Source organism: Rhodococcus sp. F64268 (assembly GCF_023015605.1).
Taxonomy (GTDB): Bacteria; Actinomycetota; Actinomycetes; order Mycobacteriales; family Mycobacteriaceae; genus Rhodococcus.
Genome location: NZ_JALKAI010000005.1, coordinates 87,170 through 103,136, shown reverse-complemented (window position 1 = coordinate 103,136; position 15,967 = coordinate 87,170). Strand labels below are relative to the sequence as shown.

Annotated in this window: 16 protein-coding genes; 5 read left to right on the top strand and 11 right to left on the bottom strand. The window is 65.8% G+C overall.

From position 1 onward, the window contains the following. Positions 1–74: 74 nt before the first annotated feature. The 6 genes from MWU77_RS15415 to MWU77_RS15390 all read right to left on the bottom strand — a co-directional run bounded on the left by MWU77_RS15415 (position 75) and on the right by MWU77_RS15390 (position 6,680). Positions 75–1,331, bottom strand: coding sequence for a solute carrier family 23 protein (locus tag MWU77_RS15415; protein ID WP_169688923.1), 1,257 nt, complete (start codon positions 1,329–1,331; stop codon positions 75–77). 134 nt (positions 1,332–1,465) lie between these two features. Next, positions 1,466–2,530: a hypothetical protein gene (locus MWU77_RS15410; protein WP_169688789.1), complete on the bottom strand. Its 1,065-nt coding sequence runs from the start codon at positions 2,528–2,530 to the stop codon at positions 1,466–1,468. Then, positions 2,530–3,993 (bottom strand): GTPase HflX, encoded by a 1,464-nt coding sequence (gene hflX, locus MWU77_RS15405; protein ID WP_169688788.1) that lies wholly within the window; start codon positions 3,991–3,993, stop codon positions 2,530–2,532. Before hflX ends, MWU77_RS15410 begins: the two co-directional genes overlap by 1 nt. Before the next feature lie 73 nt (positions 3,994–4,066). Continuing rightward, the gene (gene dapF, locus MWU77_RS15400) at positions 4,067–4,933 is read right to left on the bottom strand and encodes a diaminopimelate epimerase (protein ID WP_247274171.1); all 867 of its coding nucleotides are present in this window, start codon (positions 4,931–4,933) and stop codon (positions 4,067–4,069) included. 101 nt (positions 4,934–5,034) lie between these two features. Next, positions 5,035–5,961, bottom strand: coding sequence for a tRNA (adenosine(37)-N6)-dimethylallyltransferase MiaA (gene miaA, locus MWU77_RS15395; protein WP_374229882.1), 927 nt, complete (start codon positions 5,959–5,961; stop codon positions 5,035–5,037). Next, positions 5,958–6,680, bottom strand: a complete 723-nt coding sequence (locus tag MWU77_RS15390; RefSeq protein WP_247274170.1) for a hypothetical protein — start codon at positions 6,678–6,680, stop codon at positions 5,958–5,960. Before MWU77_RS15390 ends, miaA begins: the two co-directional genes overlap by 4 nt. A 148-nt stretch (positions 6,681–6,828) precedes the next feature. On the opposite strand from MWU77_RS15390, the gene MWU77_RS15385 reads away from it, so the two are divergent. Further along, complete coding sequence (locus MWU77_RS15385) at positions 6,829–8,232, top strand: DUF349 domain-containing protein (RefSeq protein ID WP_247274169.1); 1,404 nt, start codon at positions 6,829–6,831, stop codon at positions 8,230–8,232. Between the two features lie 82 nt (positions 8,233–8,314). Here MWU77_RS15385 and MWU77_RS15380 read toward each other — a convergent pair whose 3' ends face one another. Then, the gene (locus MWU77_RS15380) at positions 8,315–8,947 is read right to left on the bottom strand and encodes a hypothetical protein (protein WP_169688784.1); all 633 of its coding nucleotides are present in this window, start codon (positions 8,945–8,947) and stop codon (positions 8,315–8,317) included. After that, positions 8,935–10,464: a tRNA (N6-isopentenyl adenosine(37)-C2)-methylthiotransferase MiaB gene (gene miaB / locus MWU77_RS15375; RefSeq protein WP_169688783.1), complete on the bottom strand. Its 1,530-nt coding sequence runs from the start codon at positions 10,462–10,464 to the stop codon at positions 8,935–8,937. The genes MWU77_RS15380 and miaB overlap by 13 nt, the downstream gene beginning before the upstream one ends. A 235-nt stretch (positions 10,465–10,699) precedes the next feature. On the opposite strand from miaB, the gene MWU77_RS15370 reads away from it, so the two are divergent. The 4 genes from MWU77_RS15370 (at position 10,700) to MWU77_RS15355 (ending at position 14,018) form a co-directional block, all read left to right on the top strand. After that, the gene (locus tag MWU77_RS15370) at positions 10,700–11,428 is read left to right on the top strand and encodes an amino acid ABC transporter ATP-binding protein (protein ID WP_169688921.1); all 729 of its coding nucleotides are present in this window, start codon (positions 10,700–10,702) and stop codon (positions 11,426–11,428) included. A gap of 71 nt (positions 11,429–11,499) precedes the next feature. Beyond that, entirely contained in the window at positions 11,500–12,333 is an 834-nt protein-coding gene (locus MWU77_RS15365) for a glutamate ABC transporter substrate-binding protein (RefSeq protein ID WP_169688782.1), read from the top strand. 102 nt (positions 12,334–12,435) lie between these two features. Then, positions 12,436–13,116, top strand: a complete 681-nt coding sequence (locus MWU77_RS15360) for an amino acid ABC transporter permease (protein ID WP_169688781.1) — start codon at positions 12,436–12,438, stop codon at positions 13,114–13,116. Next, a complete protein-coding gene (locus tag MWU77_RS15355; RefSeq protein WP_169688780.1) occupies positions 13,113–14,018 on the top strand; it encodes an amino acid ABC transporter permease in 906 nt (301 codons plus the stop codon). Before MWU77_RS15360 ends, MWU77_RS15355 begins: the two co-directional genes overlap by 4 nt. A gap of 17 nt (positions 14,019–14,035) precedes the next feature. Here the strand turns inward: MWU77_RS15355 and recX are convergent, their stop codons facing one another. Genes recX through MWU77_RS15340 form a run of 3 tightly spaced genes read right to left on the bottom strand, consistent with a single transcriptional unit; the run spans position 14,036 to position 15,812 of the window. Further along, positions 14,036–14,650, bottom strand: coding sequence for a recombination regulator RecX (gene recX / locus MWU77_RS15350; protein WP_169688779.1), 615 nt, complete (start codon positions 14,648–14,650; stop codon positions 14,036–14,038). 10 nt (positions 14,651–14,660) lie between these two features. Next, the gene (locus MWU77_RS15345; RefSeq protein WP_169688778.1) at positions 14,661–15,293 is read right to left on the bottom strand and encodes a GDSL-type esterase/lipase family protein; all 633 of its coding nucleotides are present in this window, start codon (positions 15,291–15,293) and stop codon (positions 14,661–14,663) included. A gap of 33 nt (positions 15,294–15,326) precedes the next feature. Continuing rightward, positions 15,327–15,812, bottom strand: coding sequence for a hypothetical protein (locus tag MWU77_RS15340; protein ID WP_169688777.1), 486 nt, complete (start codon positions 15,810–15,812; stop codon positions 15,327–15,329). Positions 15,813–15,967: the final 155 nt, after the last annotated feature.

The window sequence follows — 15,967 nt, the reverse complement described above, 5'->3', positions numbered from 1 at the left end:
CCCACGGTATGCACGCGCGTGAACGATGACGCTGACAGGAGCGAGCAGATTTTGTGACCGCGACAACTCGCGGATCAGCTGCGCAGTTCTGCCAATCGGCGCAGCAGTGGATAGGCCACGAGTATTCCTATCGACCCCCACGCGATGCCGCCCAGCTCCACCGATCCGATCGACAGCGTGAGGTCACCGATCCCTGCAACGAGTGCCGCCGCGACCACCGTGAGATTCACGGGGTCGGTGAAGTCGATCTTTGCGTCCATCCAAATCCGCACGCCCAGAAGGCCGATCAATCCGTAGAGGACGAGAGTGGCTCCGCCCAGAACGCCCTCGGGCACCGTGAACACGAGCGCCCCGAACTTCGGGGAGAACGCGAGCACCACTGCAGTCACCGCCGCCACCCAGTACGCAGCGGTCGAATACACCCGGGTAGCGGCCATCACGCCGATGTTCTCGGCATATGTGGTGGTTCCCGATCCTCCGCCTGCGCCCGCGAGCGTGGTGGCCAGACCGTCGGCGAGCAGCGCGTCGCCTGCGACACTGTCGAGATTGCGGCCTGTCATCGCGGCAACAGCCTTGACGTGACCCACGTTCTCTGCGACGAGGACGACGACCACCGGCAGGGCAAGCAGGACGACCGACAACTCGAAGGTGGGGGCGCGCAACTCGGGCAAGCCGAACCAGGCCGCTTCCTTCAGCGCGTCAACGCGGTCGGACGCGAGACCTCCGGTGATCCATGCGAAGAGCCATCCGATGACCACACCGACGAGGATGCCGAGCCGGCCGAGAAGGCCGCGGCCGAGCACCGTCACCACAAGGATCGCGATCAGCGTCACCGCACCGATCAACGGCTGGGCTTCGAACGATCCGACAGCGGTCGGTGCAAGATTGAGCCCGATCAGCGCGACCACAGCGCCGGTCACGACGGGTGGCATCACGGCATCGATCACCCGCGAGCCGAGCGCCTTGACGATCAGTCCGATGACGGCGAGCACGACGCCTGCCGCCACGATACCGCCGAGCTGCGCGGCCGGACCGCTCCCCGCCGAGGCCGTCAAGGGCGCAATGAACGCGAAGGACGATCCCAGATAACTCGGTACACGCCCGCGGGTGATGAGCAGGAACAACACGGTGCCGATGCCGGAAAACAGCAACGTGGTGGTCACCGGGAAGCCGGTGATCGTGGGCACGAGCAGAGTGGCACCGAACATCGCGACCACATGCTGCATCCCGATGCCGATGGTTCGCGGCCACGAAAGCCGCTCGTCGGGAGCAACGACCGCCCCGGCATCGATCTGCCGCCCGTCTCCGTGCAGCTCCCAGCCGAATCCCATGTTGCGACTCGTAGGTCGCACGCGTTCATTCACGACGGAGATCGTATGACTCACGACAGGTGCATGTGATGTCGGCCCCGGAGATCTTCCTGCCGTTCCGGTCGAGAGGGAGCAGGTGTTCCGGAACCTCCGACTCAGGACCGTCGCGTCCGCAGAAACCTCAGGATCACGGCGCCGACCGCCACGAGCACGGCAACACCTGCGGCGACTCCGATCGGCCCGGCATACGAGTCCGAGTTCGATTCTGTGTCCGACACCGGCTTCGCACCGAAATGGTCGGTGACACCACGCCACACCCGGATCGGAGGTCGCGCTTCGGTAAGGGTGCCGCCCTGAACGACCGCTTCGGAGCCCGTCACCAGATCGCCCGACGAGGTGAAGGCCACCGCCTCCCCCTGTGGTTCGTCGGGCACCGGGATTCGCAGTGCGGGGCCCGCAGTCAACGCTGCTACCAGGTCGGTGTCGGGCGCGTGGAACAGGTAGACGTCCGTGTAGGTGCGGACCGCCGCGACAGTTCCGTCCGGGCTCACCGCACCACCGGTGATCAACGTGGACGACGCACCCGGAAGAGGTCCGCCGGGGGTGTCGGTAGGACCGAGAGCGAGCGACCCGACCTTTTCCAGCGGTGTCGGTCCTGGTGTCGCGAGCTGCTCGAGTGCTCGACCGCGAGCCGGCCGATAGACACCGCTCGCACCGAACAACGTCTTGGTGACGATCACCGGCTCTCCGCTCGCCGATACCAGCACGGCCTCGGCGTCGCGAGGACCGTCCGGGTAGGTCAAGCGGTACAGGTCGCCGGCCCCGCTGTCCGGGTCGAGCGAGATCAGAGCCACGGTCTGTCGTGCTGACGTGTTGTCGCCGATGTCCGCGAGCCACAGTCTGCCGTCGGGACCTGCCGCGAGGTCCTCGATGTCATACGGGTCGACCGGAACCGGGAACCGTTGCATCACTGTGCAATCCAGGTCGAGCTCGACCACCGATTCGTCGACTCCCGCGTCGGGGGTCGCGAACAGCCGCCCACCGACCGCGGCGAGGCCCGACAGCTCGTCGAGTGCGGGGTCGTCCGGTGTGCACAGGTTTTCCGATGGAAACTCCGCGACTGGGACGCCCGCGGTATCCGCCTCGGCGAGCGCCGCACCGGGTAGAGCACAGGCGAGCGCGACGACAGCGACGACCCCGGCGCCGCGCAGCGGACTCATCAGACGACGTACTCGTCCAGCACGGAGGCGAGCGGCCGAGGAACTCTGGCATGCACGCGTGTTCCGTCCGCCTCGTGCGCGGAGTGGAGTATCTGGCCGTCCGAGTGGATTCGGGACAACAGGTCGCCGCGGGTGTAGGGCACAAGTACCTTCACCTCGACGTCGGGGTCCTCGAGCATGCGCCCGAGCCGCTCACGCAACTCGTCGACACCCTCACCGGTATGCGCCGAAACGAACACCGAATCGGTCAGGAGCCCGCGGAGTTGGGTCAGCGTGACCGGATCGGCCGCGTCGACCTTGTTGACAACGATCAATTCGGGCGGCGGCGGTCCGTCGGACTCACGTAACACGTCCGTCAGAACCTCGCGGACGGCCTTGATCTGCTCTGTCGGGAGAGGATCGGATCCATCGACCACGTGCAGCAGAAGATCGGCATCGGCGACCTCCTCGAGGGTCGACCGGAAGGCCTCGACGAGCTGAGTCGGCAGGTGACGTACGAAACCGACCGTGTCGGTCAGAACCAACTCCCGGCCGTCGGGTAGCGCTGCGCGTCGTGTCGTCGGGTCCAGGGTCGCGAACAGAGCGTTCTCCACCAGGACTCCGGAACCGGTGAGCCGATTGAGCAGGCTCGACTTGCCCGCGTTGGTGTAGCCGACGATCGCGACGGACGGGATCCGGTTGCGCAGCCGGCGTGTCCGCTTCGTATCTCGCGCTGCCTTCATCCCTTTGATCTCGCGGCGCAGCTTCGCCATCCGTTCACGGATCCGACGACGGTCGGTTTCGATCTTGGTTTCACCGGGTCCGCGGAGTCCCACACCCCCGTTGCTGCCGGCACGGCCACCTGCCTGGCGAGACATCGACTCACCCCAGCCACGCAGTCGCGGCAACATGTACTCCATCTGCGCGAGGGAGACCTGCGCCTTGCCCTCACGAGAGGTTGCGTGCTGGGCGAAGATGTCGAGGATGAGTGCCGTCCGGTCGATGACCTTGACCTTGACCACCTTCTCCAGCGCTGTGAGCTGAGCAGGCGTGAGTTCGCCATCGCAGATCACGGTATCGGCGCCGGTGGCGAGCACGATCTCGCGGAGCTCGTCGGCTTTACCCGAGCCGATATAGGTGGCGGCGTCCGGCTTGTCGCGGCGCTGCACCATCCCCTCCAGCACCTCGGAGCCGGCAGTTTCGGCAAGTGCGGCAAGTTCGGCGAGGCTCGCGTCGGCCTGTGCGGCGGTGCCTCCCGTCCATACGCCGACCAGCACAACCCGTTCGAGGCGGAGTTGTCGATACTCGACTTCGGTGATGTCTTCGAGTTCAGTGGACAGACCCGCGACGCGCCGCAGGGCGCTGCGGTCTTCGAGCTGCATCTCGCCCACCGATGGATCGTCGTGAGCCCAGCCTGCGGGTCCGTCGTATCCTGTGCGATCGGTGTCGTCTGTCGTGTTGCGAGTGCGCGATGTGTTCGTCATACAGGTTTCATCGTCCCACGAAGTCCGATTCGGTGCATTCGAGTTTTTCGGACCACCCCGAGAAGGTATGCGTTCACCCGAGCGACGACCACCAGTCGTCGCTGATGGTGCCGCGCGCAACGAGCACCGAGGGCCCCCTCAACCAGGCATGTTCGTCCTCGATCCGCACCTCCACTGCACCGCCGGGAATCCGCACCCGCACGACACCGGCGTCGGCACCGTCGTACCGCAGCGCCGCTGCGGCCGCCGCGACCGTGCCCGTTCCACACGAGCGGGTCTCGCCGACCCCCCGCTCGTGCACGCGCATCTGAACGGCTCCTGATTCGATCGGGCTCAGGAACTCGATGTTGACGCCCTGCGGGAAGAAGCCTGGATCGTAACCGGGCGACGTGAGGTCGAGTGCGGCGAGGCTCGCGCCGGTGAGATTCGGATCGACACAGGCCAGATGCGGGTTTCCGACGTCGATGCCGATCCCCGGATACACGCGGCCGTCGATCGTGGCGGACGACTCACCGAGCTGTGCAACCCGTCCAATTTCCACGGTGACCTCGCCCGTAACCGGTCCGGCAGAGTGGACCCGCACGGGCTTGCCGCCGGCTCTCGACCCCACGACGAAGCTCTCCCGAGTCTCCAGCCCTTCCGCGGTGAGGTAGTGAGCGAAGACCCTCACCCCGTTGCCGCACATCTCGGCGATCGATCCGTCGGCGTTGCGGTAGTCCATGAACCAGTCGCCGACGCTCGCCCCGTAAGGGACCGCATCGAGCAGACCCGACTCGACCAATGCTCCGGTCCGCGCTACGCGTAGCACGCCGTCGGCTCCGAGACCGCGTCGTCGGTCACACAGGGCCGCGATGCGGTCGGATGTGAGAGTCAGCCGGGCATCGGGATCCGGAAGGATGACGAAATCGTTCTCGGTGCCGTGGCCTTTGCTGAACTCCATGCCGTCAACCTTAGCGAGGGCCTCGCTGCGCTCGGCTCCAGGAGTCGGTGACTCACAACGCTTCGGAGTCGACGACTCCACAGCACTTCAGCGTCGACGAATCACAGCATTTCGGAGTCGACGACTCGCAGCGCCTCGGTGACCAAGTTCGGGTCGGCGCCGTCGAGCCAGCGGATCCGATGATCGCGGCGAAACCACGAACGCTGCCGCCGGACATACCGGCGGGTTCCGATAAACGTCCGTTCCCGCGCGTAGTCGAGGTCGCACTTGCCTTCCAAATAGTCGAGGACCTGGAAGTATCCGATAGCGCGGGGCGCAGTCACACCCTCGCGGAGTCCCTGCTCGATCAGGGCATGGACCTCGTCGACGAGACCGAGTTCGAACATGAGATCGGTGCGTTTCTCGATGCGCTCGTCCAGATCTGTCGTGTCGCGGTCGACACCGAGGATGATCGTGCCCCAGCGTGGGTCGCCGACGGTCGGTTGTGACGCAGCGAAGGGAAGACCGGTCAGCTCGACGACTTCCAGCGCGCGCACCATACGCCGCCCGTCCGTAGGCAGGATCGTGGCGGCCGCGGCAGGGTCGGCATGGCGCAGGGCTTCGTGCACGGCGGCCACGCCCCCGTCGGCGAGGACGGCTTCCCATTTCGCGCGGACGTCGGGGTCGGTCGCCGGGAACTGCCACTCGTCGAGCAGAGACTGCACGTACATCATCGACCCGCCCACGACGACCGGCACCCGGCCCGACGCCAGGATGCGTTCGACGTCAGCGGTGGCGGACTCCTGATAGCGCGCGACGGTCGCGGTCTCGGTGACGTCGAGAACGTCCAGCTGGTGGTGCGGAATCCCGCGTCGTTCGCCTACCGGCAGTTTCGCGGTGCCGATGTCCATACCGCGGTACTGCTGCATCGCGTCGATGTTGACGATCTCGCCGCCGAGCGCCTCTGCGAGATCCAGTCCGAGATCCGACTTCCCTGTGGCGGTCGGACCCACCACCGCGATGGGGCGGCGATGCACCGGGAGACTCACGGGCGCCAGGTCCCCACGTGATAGCCCACCCCGTACGGTGCGGCGCTGTATTCGATCGTGGCCTCGGACGGAGGCTGGGCGAACGCCGCTGCCAGCACCTGCCATGCAGCACGACCTTCGAGTGCGATGTCCGCGCACAGTCCGGCGTCGAGCGCAGCCAGCGTCTGGGGAGTACCGGCAGCGAGCGCTCCGCCCAGACTCTGCTCGACTGCAGCGGATCTCTCGTCGAATGCGCCAGGAGCCTTGGCGGTCAGGGTGGCAGCGCCGTCGGCGACGATGAGCAGCCCGCGCCGCGCGGCGCCTTCGTCGAGTTGCGCTCGCAGAGTCTTGCCCAGCTGTGCACATTCGGCCGGATCCGTATCGCGGGCGAGGACGTGTACCTCGGCGCGGGCTCCAGGCGCTGCACGCTCGCGCAGCCATCCGGCAATCAACGCAGTTAGCGGCATGTCGACGTCCGGAGACCCTGAGGCCGGATCCCCTGCGGGACCGAGTGAGATCCGGACGTCGGCACCGTATCCGCGGAAGGTGCCGACGGCGTCGGACGGGACTTCCTCGGACTCGGTCCCCGTACCCACCACTATCCACTCGTCGACATCGCCGACCACACGCGCCGCAGCGAGCACGGCGTGTCGTAGCTCGTCGGTCTCGGCGGCAGCGAGTCCGAGCAATTCGGGCACGAGAAGAGGCGGGGAAGGCACGAACACCGCGGCAATCAACACATCGGCAACGGTAGTCGACCGGACCGGGAGCCCCGCAGGCGCGCGACCTGTTTCAATAGGGGGCGGACGTGATCACGGATGCCGTGACCGGACCTGCGGTAAGCGATGCGATCAGGCAGCCGTGCCGCGCGGCAGAGATGAGGTAGCGATGACCGACCCGAACGCACAGGACCCGACGCCCGAGCAGGTGTCCGGCACACCGCCGCGTCCTGGTCCCCCGAAGCCGGGAAGCCCACGCCCCGGCGCGCCGAAGCCCGCCCCGACCGAGTCGGAGCACGCCCCCAAGCCTCATCCGGCCCCTGGACAGACGCATCCGCACGCCCCTGCGGTACCGGCGAGCGATCCGAGCCGGTTCGGACGGGTCGACGATGACGGCACCGCGTGGGTTCTGACCGCTGACGGTGAGCGTTGCATCGGTTCGTGGCAGGCAGGCGACGCTGCCGAAGGCCTCGAGCATTTCGGTCGGCGTTACGACGATCTCGCAACCGAGGTCGCGCTGTTGGAGACACGTCTGACATCGGGCTCCGGTGACGTCAAGAAAACCCGCGCGGCGGCCGAAGCGATCCTCGAATCGTTACCGACCGCGGCGGTGATCGGCGACCTGGACGCACTCTCGACGCGGCTCACGGGCGTGATCGAGGAATCGGAGAAGGCGGCGATCGTCCAGAAACAGGAGAAGGAACGGCACCGCGCGGAATCCACTGCCCGCAAGGAAGCGCTGGCGGCAGAGGCCGAAGAGATCGGCGCCGACTCGACTCATTGGAAGACCGCGGGCGATCGTCTGCGGGAGATCCTCGACGAGTGGAAGTCGATCCGCGGGGTCGACCGCAAGACCGACGACGTCTTGTGGCGCCGGTATTCGAAGGCACGAGAGGCCTTCAATCGTCGGCGCGGCGCTCACTTCGCCGAACTCGATCGTGAACGTGCCTCCGCGAAGACCAAGAAGGAGGACCTGGTCGCACGCGCCGAAGCTCTGCAGGACTCCACCGACTGGGGCGCAACCGCCGCAGCGTTCCGGGATCTGCTTGCCGAATGGAAGGCATCGGGGCGCGCACCTCGGGAAGCCGACGACCAACTGTGGAAACGTTTCAAGGGCGCGCAGGACGTCTTCTTCGCCGCGCGCAATGCCGCGTCCGCCGAACGCGACGCCGAGTTCGAGGAGAACGCCCGCGCCAAAGAGGCGCTGCTGGAGTCGTCATCGACGATCGACCCTGCGGCCGACCTGGAAGCCGCGCGTACCCGGCTGCGCGAACTTCAGGAACAGTGGGAGGCGATCGGCAAGGTTCCCCGCGACCGGATGCACGATCTCGAGGGTCGCCTCCGCGCGATCGAGAAGCGCGTCCGTGAAGCGTCCGACAGCGAGTGGCGTCGGACCGACCCCGAAGCCCTTGCCCGCGCCGCTCAGTTCCGCGAGCGGGTCCAGCAGTTCGAGGAGCAGGCGGAGAAGGCGCAGGCGAAGGGCCGCACCAAGGACGCCGACGCGGCACTCGCCCAGGCTGCACAGTGGCGGGAGTGGGCGGAAGCTGCAGAGAGCGCCGTCGGCGAGCGCTGATCGCGTCCGCTGTGACCACGAGCCCCGTTCGGTCCGAAAGGCATCCGGCCCGAACGGGGCTCGTCTCGTCGCTGTAGGTGGTCTATTTCAGATGTCCACCGAACATCCCCCGGCGGTCGTCCTCCTCGGCAATACGCCGCAGCTCGGCCTCGGCCGCGAGCTGTGCGGACGTTCTGGACCAGGCCACGCGGATCCAATGGAAGGTCAGGACCATCACGGCGACCCAGCCGAGGAACAGACCGATTCCGGGTCCGGACGCGCCGGAGTCGACCGGGAGCGTCTGACGTGACCACACGGTGAGCAACCCGAAGATGATCGACACAGCAGAGCCGGCAGCCGCGGCCCATGCCAGGAACCACTTTCGGGTCACGAGTGCGAGAATCGAGGCGACCGCGCCGAAGCCGAGCGCAAGCCACGTGAAGATGCGGGACGGAAGCGCAATGGATTCCGCTGTCGCGTCGGAGGCGAACGAGAGCACCTCCCACCCGTTCGCGGCACCGGCGTGTGGGAGGCTGAACGAACCGAGCAGCACGAGCACTGCGACGGCGACGAACATCGCGCGGGCCCCGGGGTCGATTTCACCCGCAATCTTGCGTTCGGCGGCCTCGAGGTCGGCGCGGGCCTCCCTGAGTCCGTGGTCGCTCAGCCGGTCGGTGTTGCCATCCGTGCCCCGGTGGGTGTTCGGACTGTTCTCGCCCGTGGTCATGCGTTGCATCCCATCTGTGTCGGTAGGGGTTCGGGGGCACCGATGCTCGGCAGGCCGAGTCCCACACCGATCGGTTTCGTCTTGGGCAGGCGCCCCTGTTCGAAGTGATCGCCCGCGCGGGTGCGGCGGTGGGTGAGGATCGGGGTATCGGCGACGAGATGATGCGGCGCAGCATCGCTGACGACGATCGTGACGATGTCACCGGGCCGAACCGCGGTGTCGACGTTGCCTTCGGGCCGGAAGTGCACGAGTCGCCCGTCGCGGGCGCGGCCGCTCATTCGGGCGGTTGCCGCGTTCTTTCGGCCTTCACCGTCCGCGACGAGCAATTCGACCTCGGTACCGACGAGCTTGCGATTCTCCTCGAGGGTGATGCGCTCCTGCAGCGCGATCAGGCGCTCGTACCGCTCCTGCACGACAGCCTTGGGGAGCTGCTCGTCCATCTCTGCAGCGGGTGTGCCGGGGCGCTTGGAATACTGGAACGTGAAGGCACTGGTGAATCGCGCCTTCTCGACGACGTCGAGGGTGTCCTGGAAATCCTCTTCGGTTTCACCGGGGAATCCGACGATGATGTCGGTGGTGATCGCCGCGTGCGGCATGACCGCACGGACCCGCTCGATGATGCCGAGGAACTTCTCCTTGCGATACGACCGGCGCATTGCGCGCAGGATCCGGTCGCTGCCCGACTGCAGCGGCATGTGGAGCTGGGGGCAGACGTTGGGCGTCGACGCCATCGCTTCGATGACGTCGTCGGTGAATTCGGCGGGGTGCGGCGACGTGAACCGCACGCGTTCGAGGCCGTCGATGTCGCCACAGGCGCGGAGCAACGACGCGAACGCGCCGCGGTCGCGGGGCTGTTCCGGGTCGGCGAAGGACCGTCCGTACGAGTTGACGTTCTGTCCGAGCAGGGTGACTTCGAGGACACCCTCGTCGACGAGTGCCTGCACCTCGGCGAGAATGTCGCCGGGTCGACGATCGACCTCTTTGCCGCGCAGGGCGGGGACGATGCAGAAGGTGCATGTGTTGTTGCATCCGACCGAGATCGACACCCATCCTGCATAGGGCGACTCGCGCTTCGCCGGGAGCGTCGAGGGGAACGCTTCGAGCGAGTCGAGGATCTCGACTTCGGCCTTCCGATTGTGGCGTGCGCGGTCGAGGAGCGCCGGGAGATTGCCGATGTTGTGAGTGCCGAACACCACATCGACCCACGGCGCCTTCTTCACGACGGTGGCGCGATCCTTCTGCGCGAGACAACCCCCGACTGCGATCTGCATGTTCGGGTTCTCGTCCTTGACAGGCCGGAGATGGCTGAGGTTGCCGTACAGCTTGTTGTCGGCGTTCTCGCGCACTGCGCACGTGTTGAAGACGACAAGGTCGGGAGATGCACCCGCTTCGGCGCGGGTGAAGCCGGCGTCTTCCAACAGGCCTGACAAACGCTCCGAATCGTGCACGTTCATCTGGCAGCCGTAAGTGCGGACCTCATACGTCCGAGCACCTGTGTTCGGGGCAACATCGTCGATCAATGACACGTCTCAGGGTAGCTCACGAGAGTAACCGACCGTCCCGGCGGTGACAGTGTGCGCCGCGCCGCACCCATGCCGAGGACGGCCACGGTCCGGCCTCGCCCGATTGCCGCTGTAAAAGTTGAATGTCGATGGGACGAAATGTGGGGGTTTCGGAGAACGACCGCATAGGGTCTTGATCATGACAGCAGCGGATGCGGGTTCGGCGAAGCCCTCGGAGGTATCGAGCAGCTCCACTCCGATGATCACGATGACGAACGTGAACAAGCACTTCGGTGCGCTGCACGTCCTCCAGGACATCGACATCGAGGTTCCGAGTGGTCAGGTGGTCATCGTGGTCGGCCCGTCGGGATCCGGAAAGTCCACACTGTGCCGAACCATCAACCGGCTCGAGCCGATCGACTCCGGCGAGATCCGGGTGGACGGCAAGACTCTTCCGGCCGAAGGTAAAGCCCTGGCAGCGCTGCGCGCCGACGTCGGCATGGTGTTCCAGTCGTTCAATCTCTTCGCTCACAAGACGATCCTCGAGAACGTGATGCTGGGCCCACTCAAGGTCCGCAAGCAGAAGAAGGAAACCGTACGGGAGAACGCGCTGCGCTTGCTCGAACGAGTGGGTATCGCGAACCAGGCCGACAAGTATCCCGCCCAGTTGTCCGGCGGTCAGCAGCAACGTGTCGCGATTGCCCGCGCCCTGGCAATGAGTCCGAAGGTGATGCTGTTCGACGAGCCGACCTCCGCGCTCGATCCCGAGATGGTCCAGGAAGTTCTCGACGTGATGACCTCGCTCGCGAAGGAGGGGATGACGATGGTGGTCGTCACGCACGAGATGGGCTTCGCCCGCAAGGCCGGCGACCGCGTGTTGTTCATGGCCGACGGCCGCATCGTCGAGGACACCGACCCCACCACCTTCTTCACCGCACCGTCCTCCGATCGGGCCAAGGACTTCCTCGGCAAGATTCTCAGCCACTGAGGGGGCAAGATCCTCAGCCACCAGCCCCGTTCCACGACAGCCCGATCGAACACCACAACCGGAGGTACTCGATGAAAATGTCTCGCTCGATCCGCCTGGGCATCGGCGCGATCGCCGTCGCTCTCGCCGCAACAGCGTGCGGTGGCGACGAATCCCGCAGTGTCACGTCCTCTGCCGAGAACGGAAACCTGGTGGTGGGCATCAAGTTCGATCAGCCCGGACTCGGCCTGCGCAATCCCGACGGCACCTTCAGCGGTTTCGATGTCGAGGTGGCCAAGTATGTGGCCGGGCAGCTCGGCGTGTCCGAGGAGAACATCGAGTTCAAGGAATCGCCGTCGGCTCAGCGCGAGACGCTGATCCAGAACGGCGAGGTCGACTACATCGTCGCAACCTACTCGATCACCGATTCCCGCAAAGAGAAGGTCGATTTCGCCGGTCCGTACTTCATCGCGGGCCAGTCGCTGCTGGTGCGCGCAGACGAAACCGAGATCACCGGTCCGGAATCGCTCAATGGCGGCAAGCGTCTGTGCTCTGTGACGGGGTCGACCCCGGCACAGAACGTCAAGGACACCTATGCACAAGATGTGCAGCTGCAGGAGTTCGACACCTACTCCGCGTGCGTCGAGGCGTTGCGTAACGGTGCGGTCGACGCGGTGACCACCGACGACATCATCCTCGCCGGCTATGCAGCCCAGAGTCCCGGCTCCTTCAAGGTGGTCGGTGAACCTTTCACCGAGGAGCGGTACGGCATCGGCCTGGCGAAGGGCGACGACGCTTCGCGCGCTGCTATCAACGATGCGATCCAGGAGATGATCGACAGCGGAGCCTGGGCGGAGGCCTTCGAGGCAACCGTCGGCGCGTCCGGATACCCGTTGCCCGAGCCGCCGACCGTCGATCGGTACTGATCCGGCGTTGCTCCCGAGGTACGTCCGGCCGGTTCGTGACGAGTTCACGGACCGGCCGGTTCCACCCTCACAGTCCCGTCCCGTCGATCCCGGAGTTGACCTGTGGATCTGTTCAGCAAGTACGGCAGTCAGCTGCTCGAAGCATTCTGGACGACAATCCAGCTGACAGTGTTGTCCGCGATCGGTTCGCTGATCCTCGGCACGATCCTCGCCGCCATGCGGGTGTCACCGATCCCCGTCGCCCGAGCAGTCGGAACCGCGTACGTGACGGTCTTCCGCAATACCCCGCTGACCCTGATCATCATCTTCTGCCTGTTCGGCCTGTCACAGACCCTCCAGATCCATCTCGCACCGCAGTCCTCGCCGACATTTCTGGTGGACAACAACTTCCGTCTCGCGGTCCTCGGGTTGACCGTCTACACCGCCGCCTTCGTGTGCGAGTCGCTGCGATCCGGCATCAACACCGTCCACCTCGGGCAGTCCGAAGCCGGACGCTCGCTGGGTCTGACGTTCGGCCAGAATCTCCGTTTCATCGTGCTGCCGCAGGCATTCCGCGCAGTCATCGCACCGCTCGGTTCCGTGCTCATCGCCCTCACCAAGAACTCGACCATCGCATCGGTGATCGGTGTGGCCGAAGCGTCGCTGCTGATGAAGACGATGATCGAGAACGAGGCAGCCATCTTCGTCATCGGTGGAATCTTCGCTCTGGGCTTCGTGATCCTGACCCTCCCCACCGGCCTGCTGTTCGGCTGGCTCAGCAAGCGATTCGAGGTAGCGCGATGAGTTCGGAAGGCACTGTTCTCTACGACGCTCCCGGCCCGAAGGCCCGCGCGCTCTACCGGGTGCTGTCCGTGGTCGTGGCGGTCGTTCTCGTGGTCATTGCATACGTCGTGTACCGCGCACTGGATTCCCAGGGCCAGCTCACCGCAGCCAAGTGGGAGCCGTTCCTCGAGTCGTCGAGTTGGACGACGTACCTGATCCCCGGTATCCGGGGCACGCTGATTGCCGCCGCCCTGTCGATCGTGCTGGCCTTGGCGTTGGGGGCGATACTGGGCATCGGCCGACTGTCGGAACACCGTTCCATTCGGATGGTGTCCGGGTTCATCGTCGAGCTGTTCCGCGCGATTCCCGTCCTCATCCTGATGATCTTCGCGTACCAGGTGTTCGCGGAGTATCGACTGTTCAAGTCCGACTACCTTGCGCTCGCCGCAGTCGTGACCGGTCTGACGCTCTACAACGGGTCCGTGATCGCCGAGATCGTGCGCGCAGGCATCAATTCACTCCCGAAGGGACAAACCGAAGCAGCGTCGGCCATCGGTCTGCGCAAGGGGCAGACCATGCGGCTGATCCTCCTGCCGCAGGCGGTGACCGTGATGCTGCCTGCGATCGTGTCGCAGATGGTGATCGCGCTCAAGGACTCCGCACTCGGCTACCTCATCGGCTATGTCGAAGTGGTGCGGTCGGGGCAGCAGCTCGGTGCCTACTTCCAGAACTACCTGCCGTCGCTGCTGGTGGTGGCTGCAATCATGATCATCCTCAACAGCGCCCTGACCCGCTTCGCAACGTGGCTCGAGAAGCGGTTGCGGTCGAGCAGGCGCCGGGGTTCGACCACCGACGGTGAGCCGGATGCCCCGGTGCCCGTGACGGCAGTACCCGGGATGGACATCACCGGTCCCCCTCGGTGAGGTGACGAGCAGAAAGTTCAGTCGAGTGGCTCGTTCGCGTCAGCTTCGAAAGCCCCGAGTTCGTCGCGGACCACCTCGAACGCCATCCCCTGCGCGTAGCCGCGACGGGCAAGCATCCCGACGAGTCGTCGAACCAGCTTGTCGCGCTCGGCCGCGATCTCACGCCGGTCGCCCTCCGTAGGCAACGGCGCCTGGGTGCGGAGCTTCTTTCTGACCAGTTCCACGGCCCGTTCGCGTTCTGAATCACTGTCGATCGCGTCGAGGGCATCGGCCGCGTCCTGCTGGTCGATGCCCTTGCGGCGCAACTCCAGTGCTATCGCACGCTTACCCTTCCCCGAGTACAGATGCCGCGAGCGCACCCACTGGTGGGCGAAGTCGGCGTCGTCGATCAGCCCGACCTCGGTGAGACGATCGAGAGTGCGCTCGGCGATCTCAGCCGTGAAGCCCTTCTGTTCGAGTTTGGTGGCGAGTTCGGCACGACTCCGAGCACGATCGGTGAGAAGCCTCAGGCACACGTCCTTGGCCTGCGCTTCGGTGCCACCACCCGGTTCGGGGCGGGCCCGACGCCCGCGACCTCCCGGTGCGGTGGCCGTGTCGCTCTCGGATGGTCCGACATCTTCAGGATCGTCCATGCTGAAAACCCTAGACGCGGCCACCGACCGATTCCGCCGGCGTCCCGAGCCACGCTGCGATGTCCGCGCGCACGAGTTCGGCGAGGTCGGTGTAGCCCTGCGCGGACGGATGCGCACCATCGCCCTGCTCTGCTTCTCTCATCCACGAGGTCGCGCCCGCGAGATGCGAGAACGTGCGGAGGTAGGGCACAGTGCGCCCCTGACACACCGCCGCCAGCCGCTCGTCGAGGGCCGCTGTACGGGTGTTCTGCTGTCCGTCTGCAATCGGTGGTGGCCCGACCACGAGTGTGGGCCACCCGTGGGACGCAGCATCATCGAGGATCGCGGCGAGATTGGATTCGGACTCCGCGGGCTCGACGCGAAGTGCGCCGTCCTGCAGAGTCGTGTCGTTCACACCGAACAACACGATCACCCGGTTGTCGCACTCGCGGGGAAACCGGGCGAGCGCTTCGCCCTGCCAACGTGCCCGCACATCGGAGGACGTGTCGCGCCGGACACCGAGATTGTAGACCGTGAGGTCGACGGACAACTCGCGGAGCGCAAGCTCGGCGACTCGTCCCACCCAACCGCGAAACGCGGGATCTCCGACACCCGCGACGAAGGAATCACCGAAGACACACAACCGTATGGGACGCACCGTCATCCCACCGATGCTGCCAGACGATCAGTGAAGCGCTCAGGGAACGAACACCTCGAGGGGCGCTGGGACGACATGGTGCAGACTCGTGGTGGCGACGGAGAACAGGACTCGCCCCGGCCCCGTGGAGATATCCACGTATCCGCCGTCCTGACGACTCGGCGCGAGCCCCCTCGAATGGTTCACCATGTACTCCGGAACCGAACCCGAAGCGCCGGTATCGAGGTTGTTCCAGTTCACCAACGCGGTCACGGCGCACGTCGGCTTCCCTCCGCTTGCCGTACCGAGGTACGGCGCGAAGGTCATCGATACGAGTGCGGCGCCGGGATGATCGTGAGGAGATCGGATACTCGTGGTGATCTGGCCGGCGCACAACGGGTCGTTGCCTTCACCGAGGGTGTGAGTGTGGCCTGGGACGATCATGTAGTCGGTGTGATCGGCGGCGGCAGTTCCGGTGACACCGAGAATCGTTGCGGCGCTCAGTCCGGCCAAAGCTGCGATCCTTGCTGAATGTCGTGTGGTCACGCGACAGGACACTACTTTTCGGCATCGACTTCCGCAGGGTCTGTCCGCATTGTCGCGGCCGCCCGGACTGTCTCGGCTGCCCGACGGCGCCCCACGTCGGATCGGAAGGGAGGCACGGATCGCTCGATCCGTGCCTCCTTCTCATCGGCTCGGCG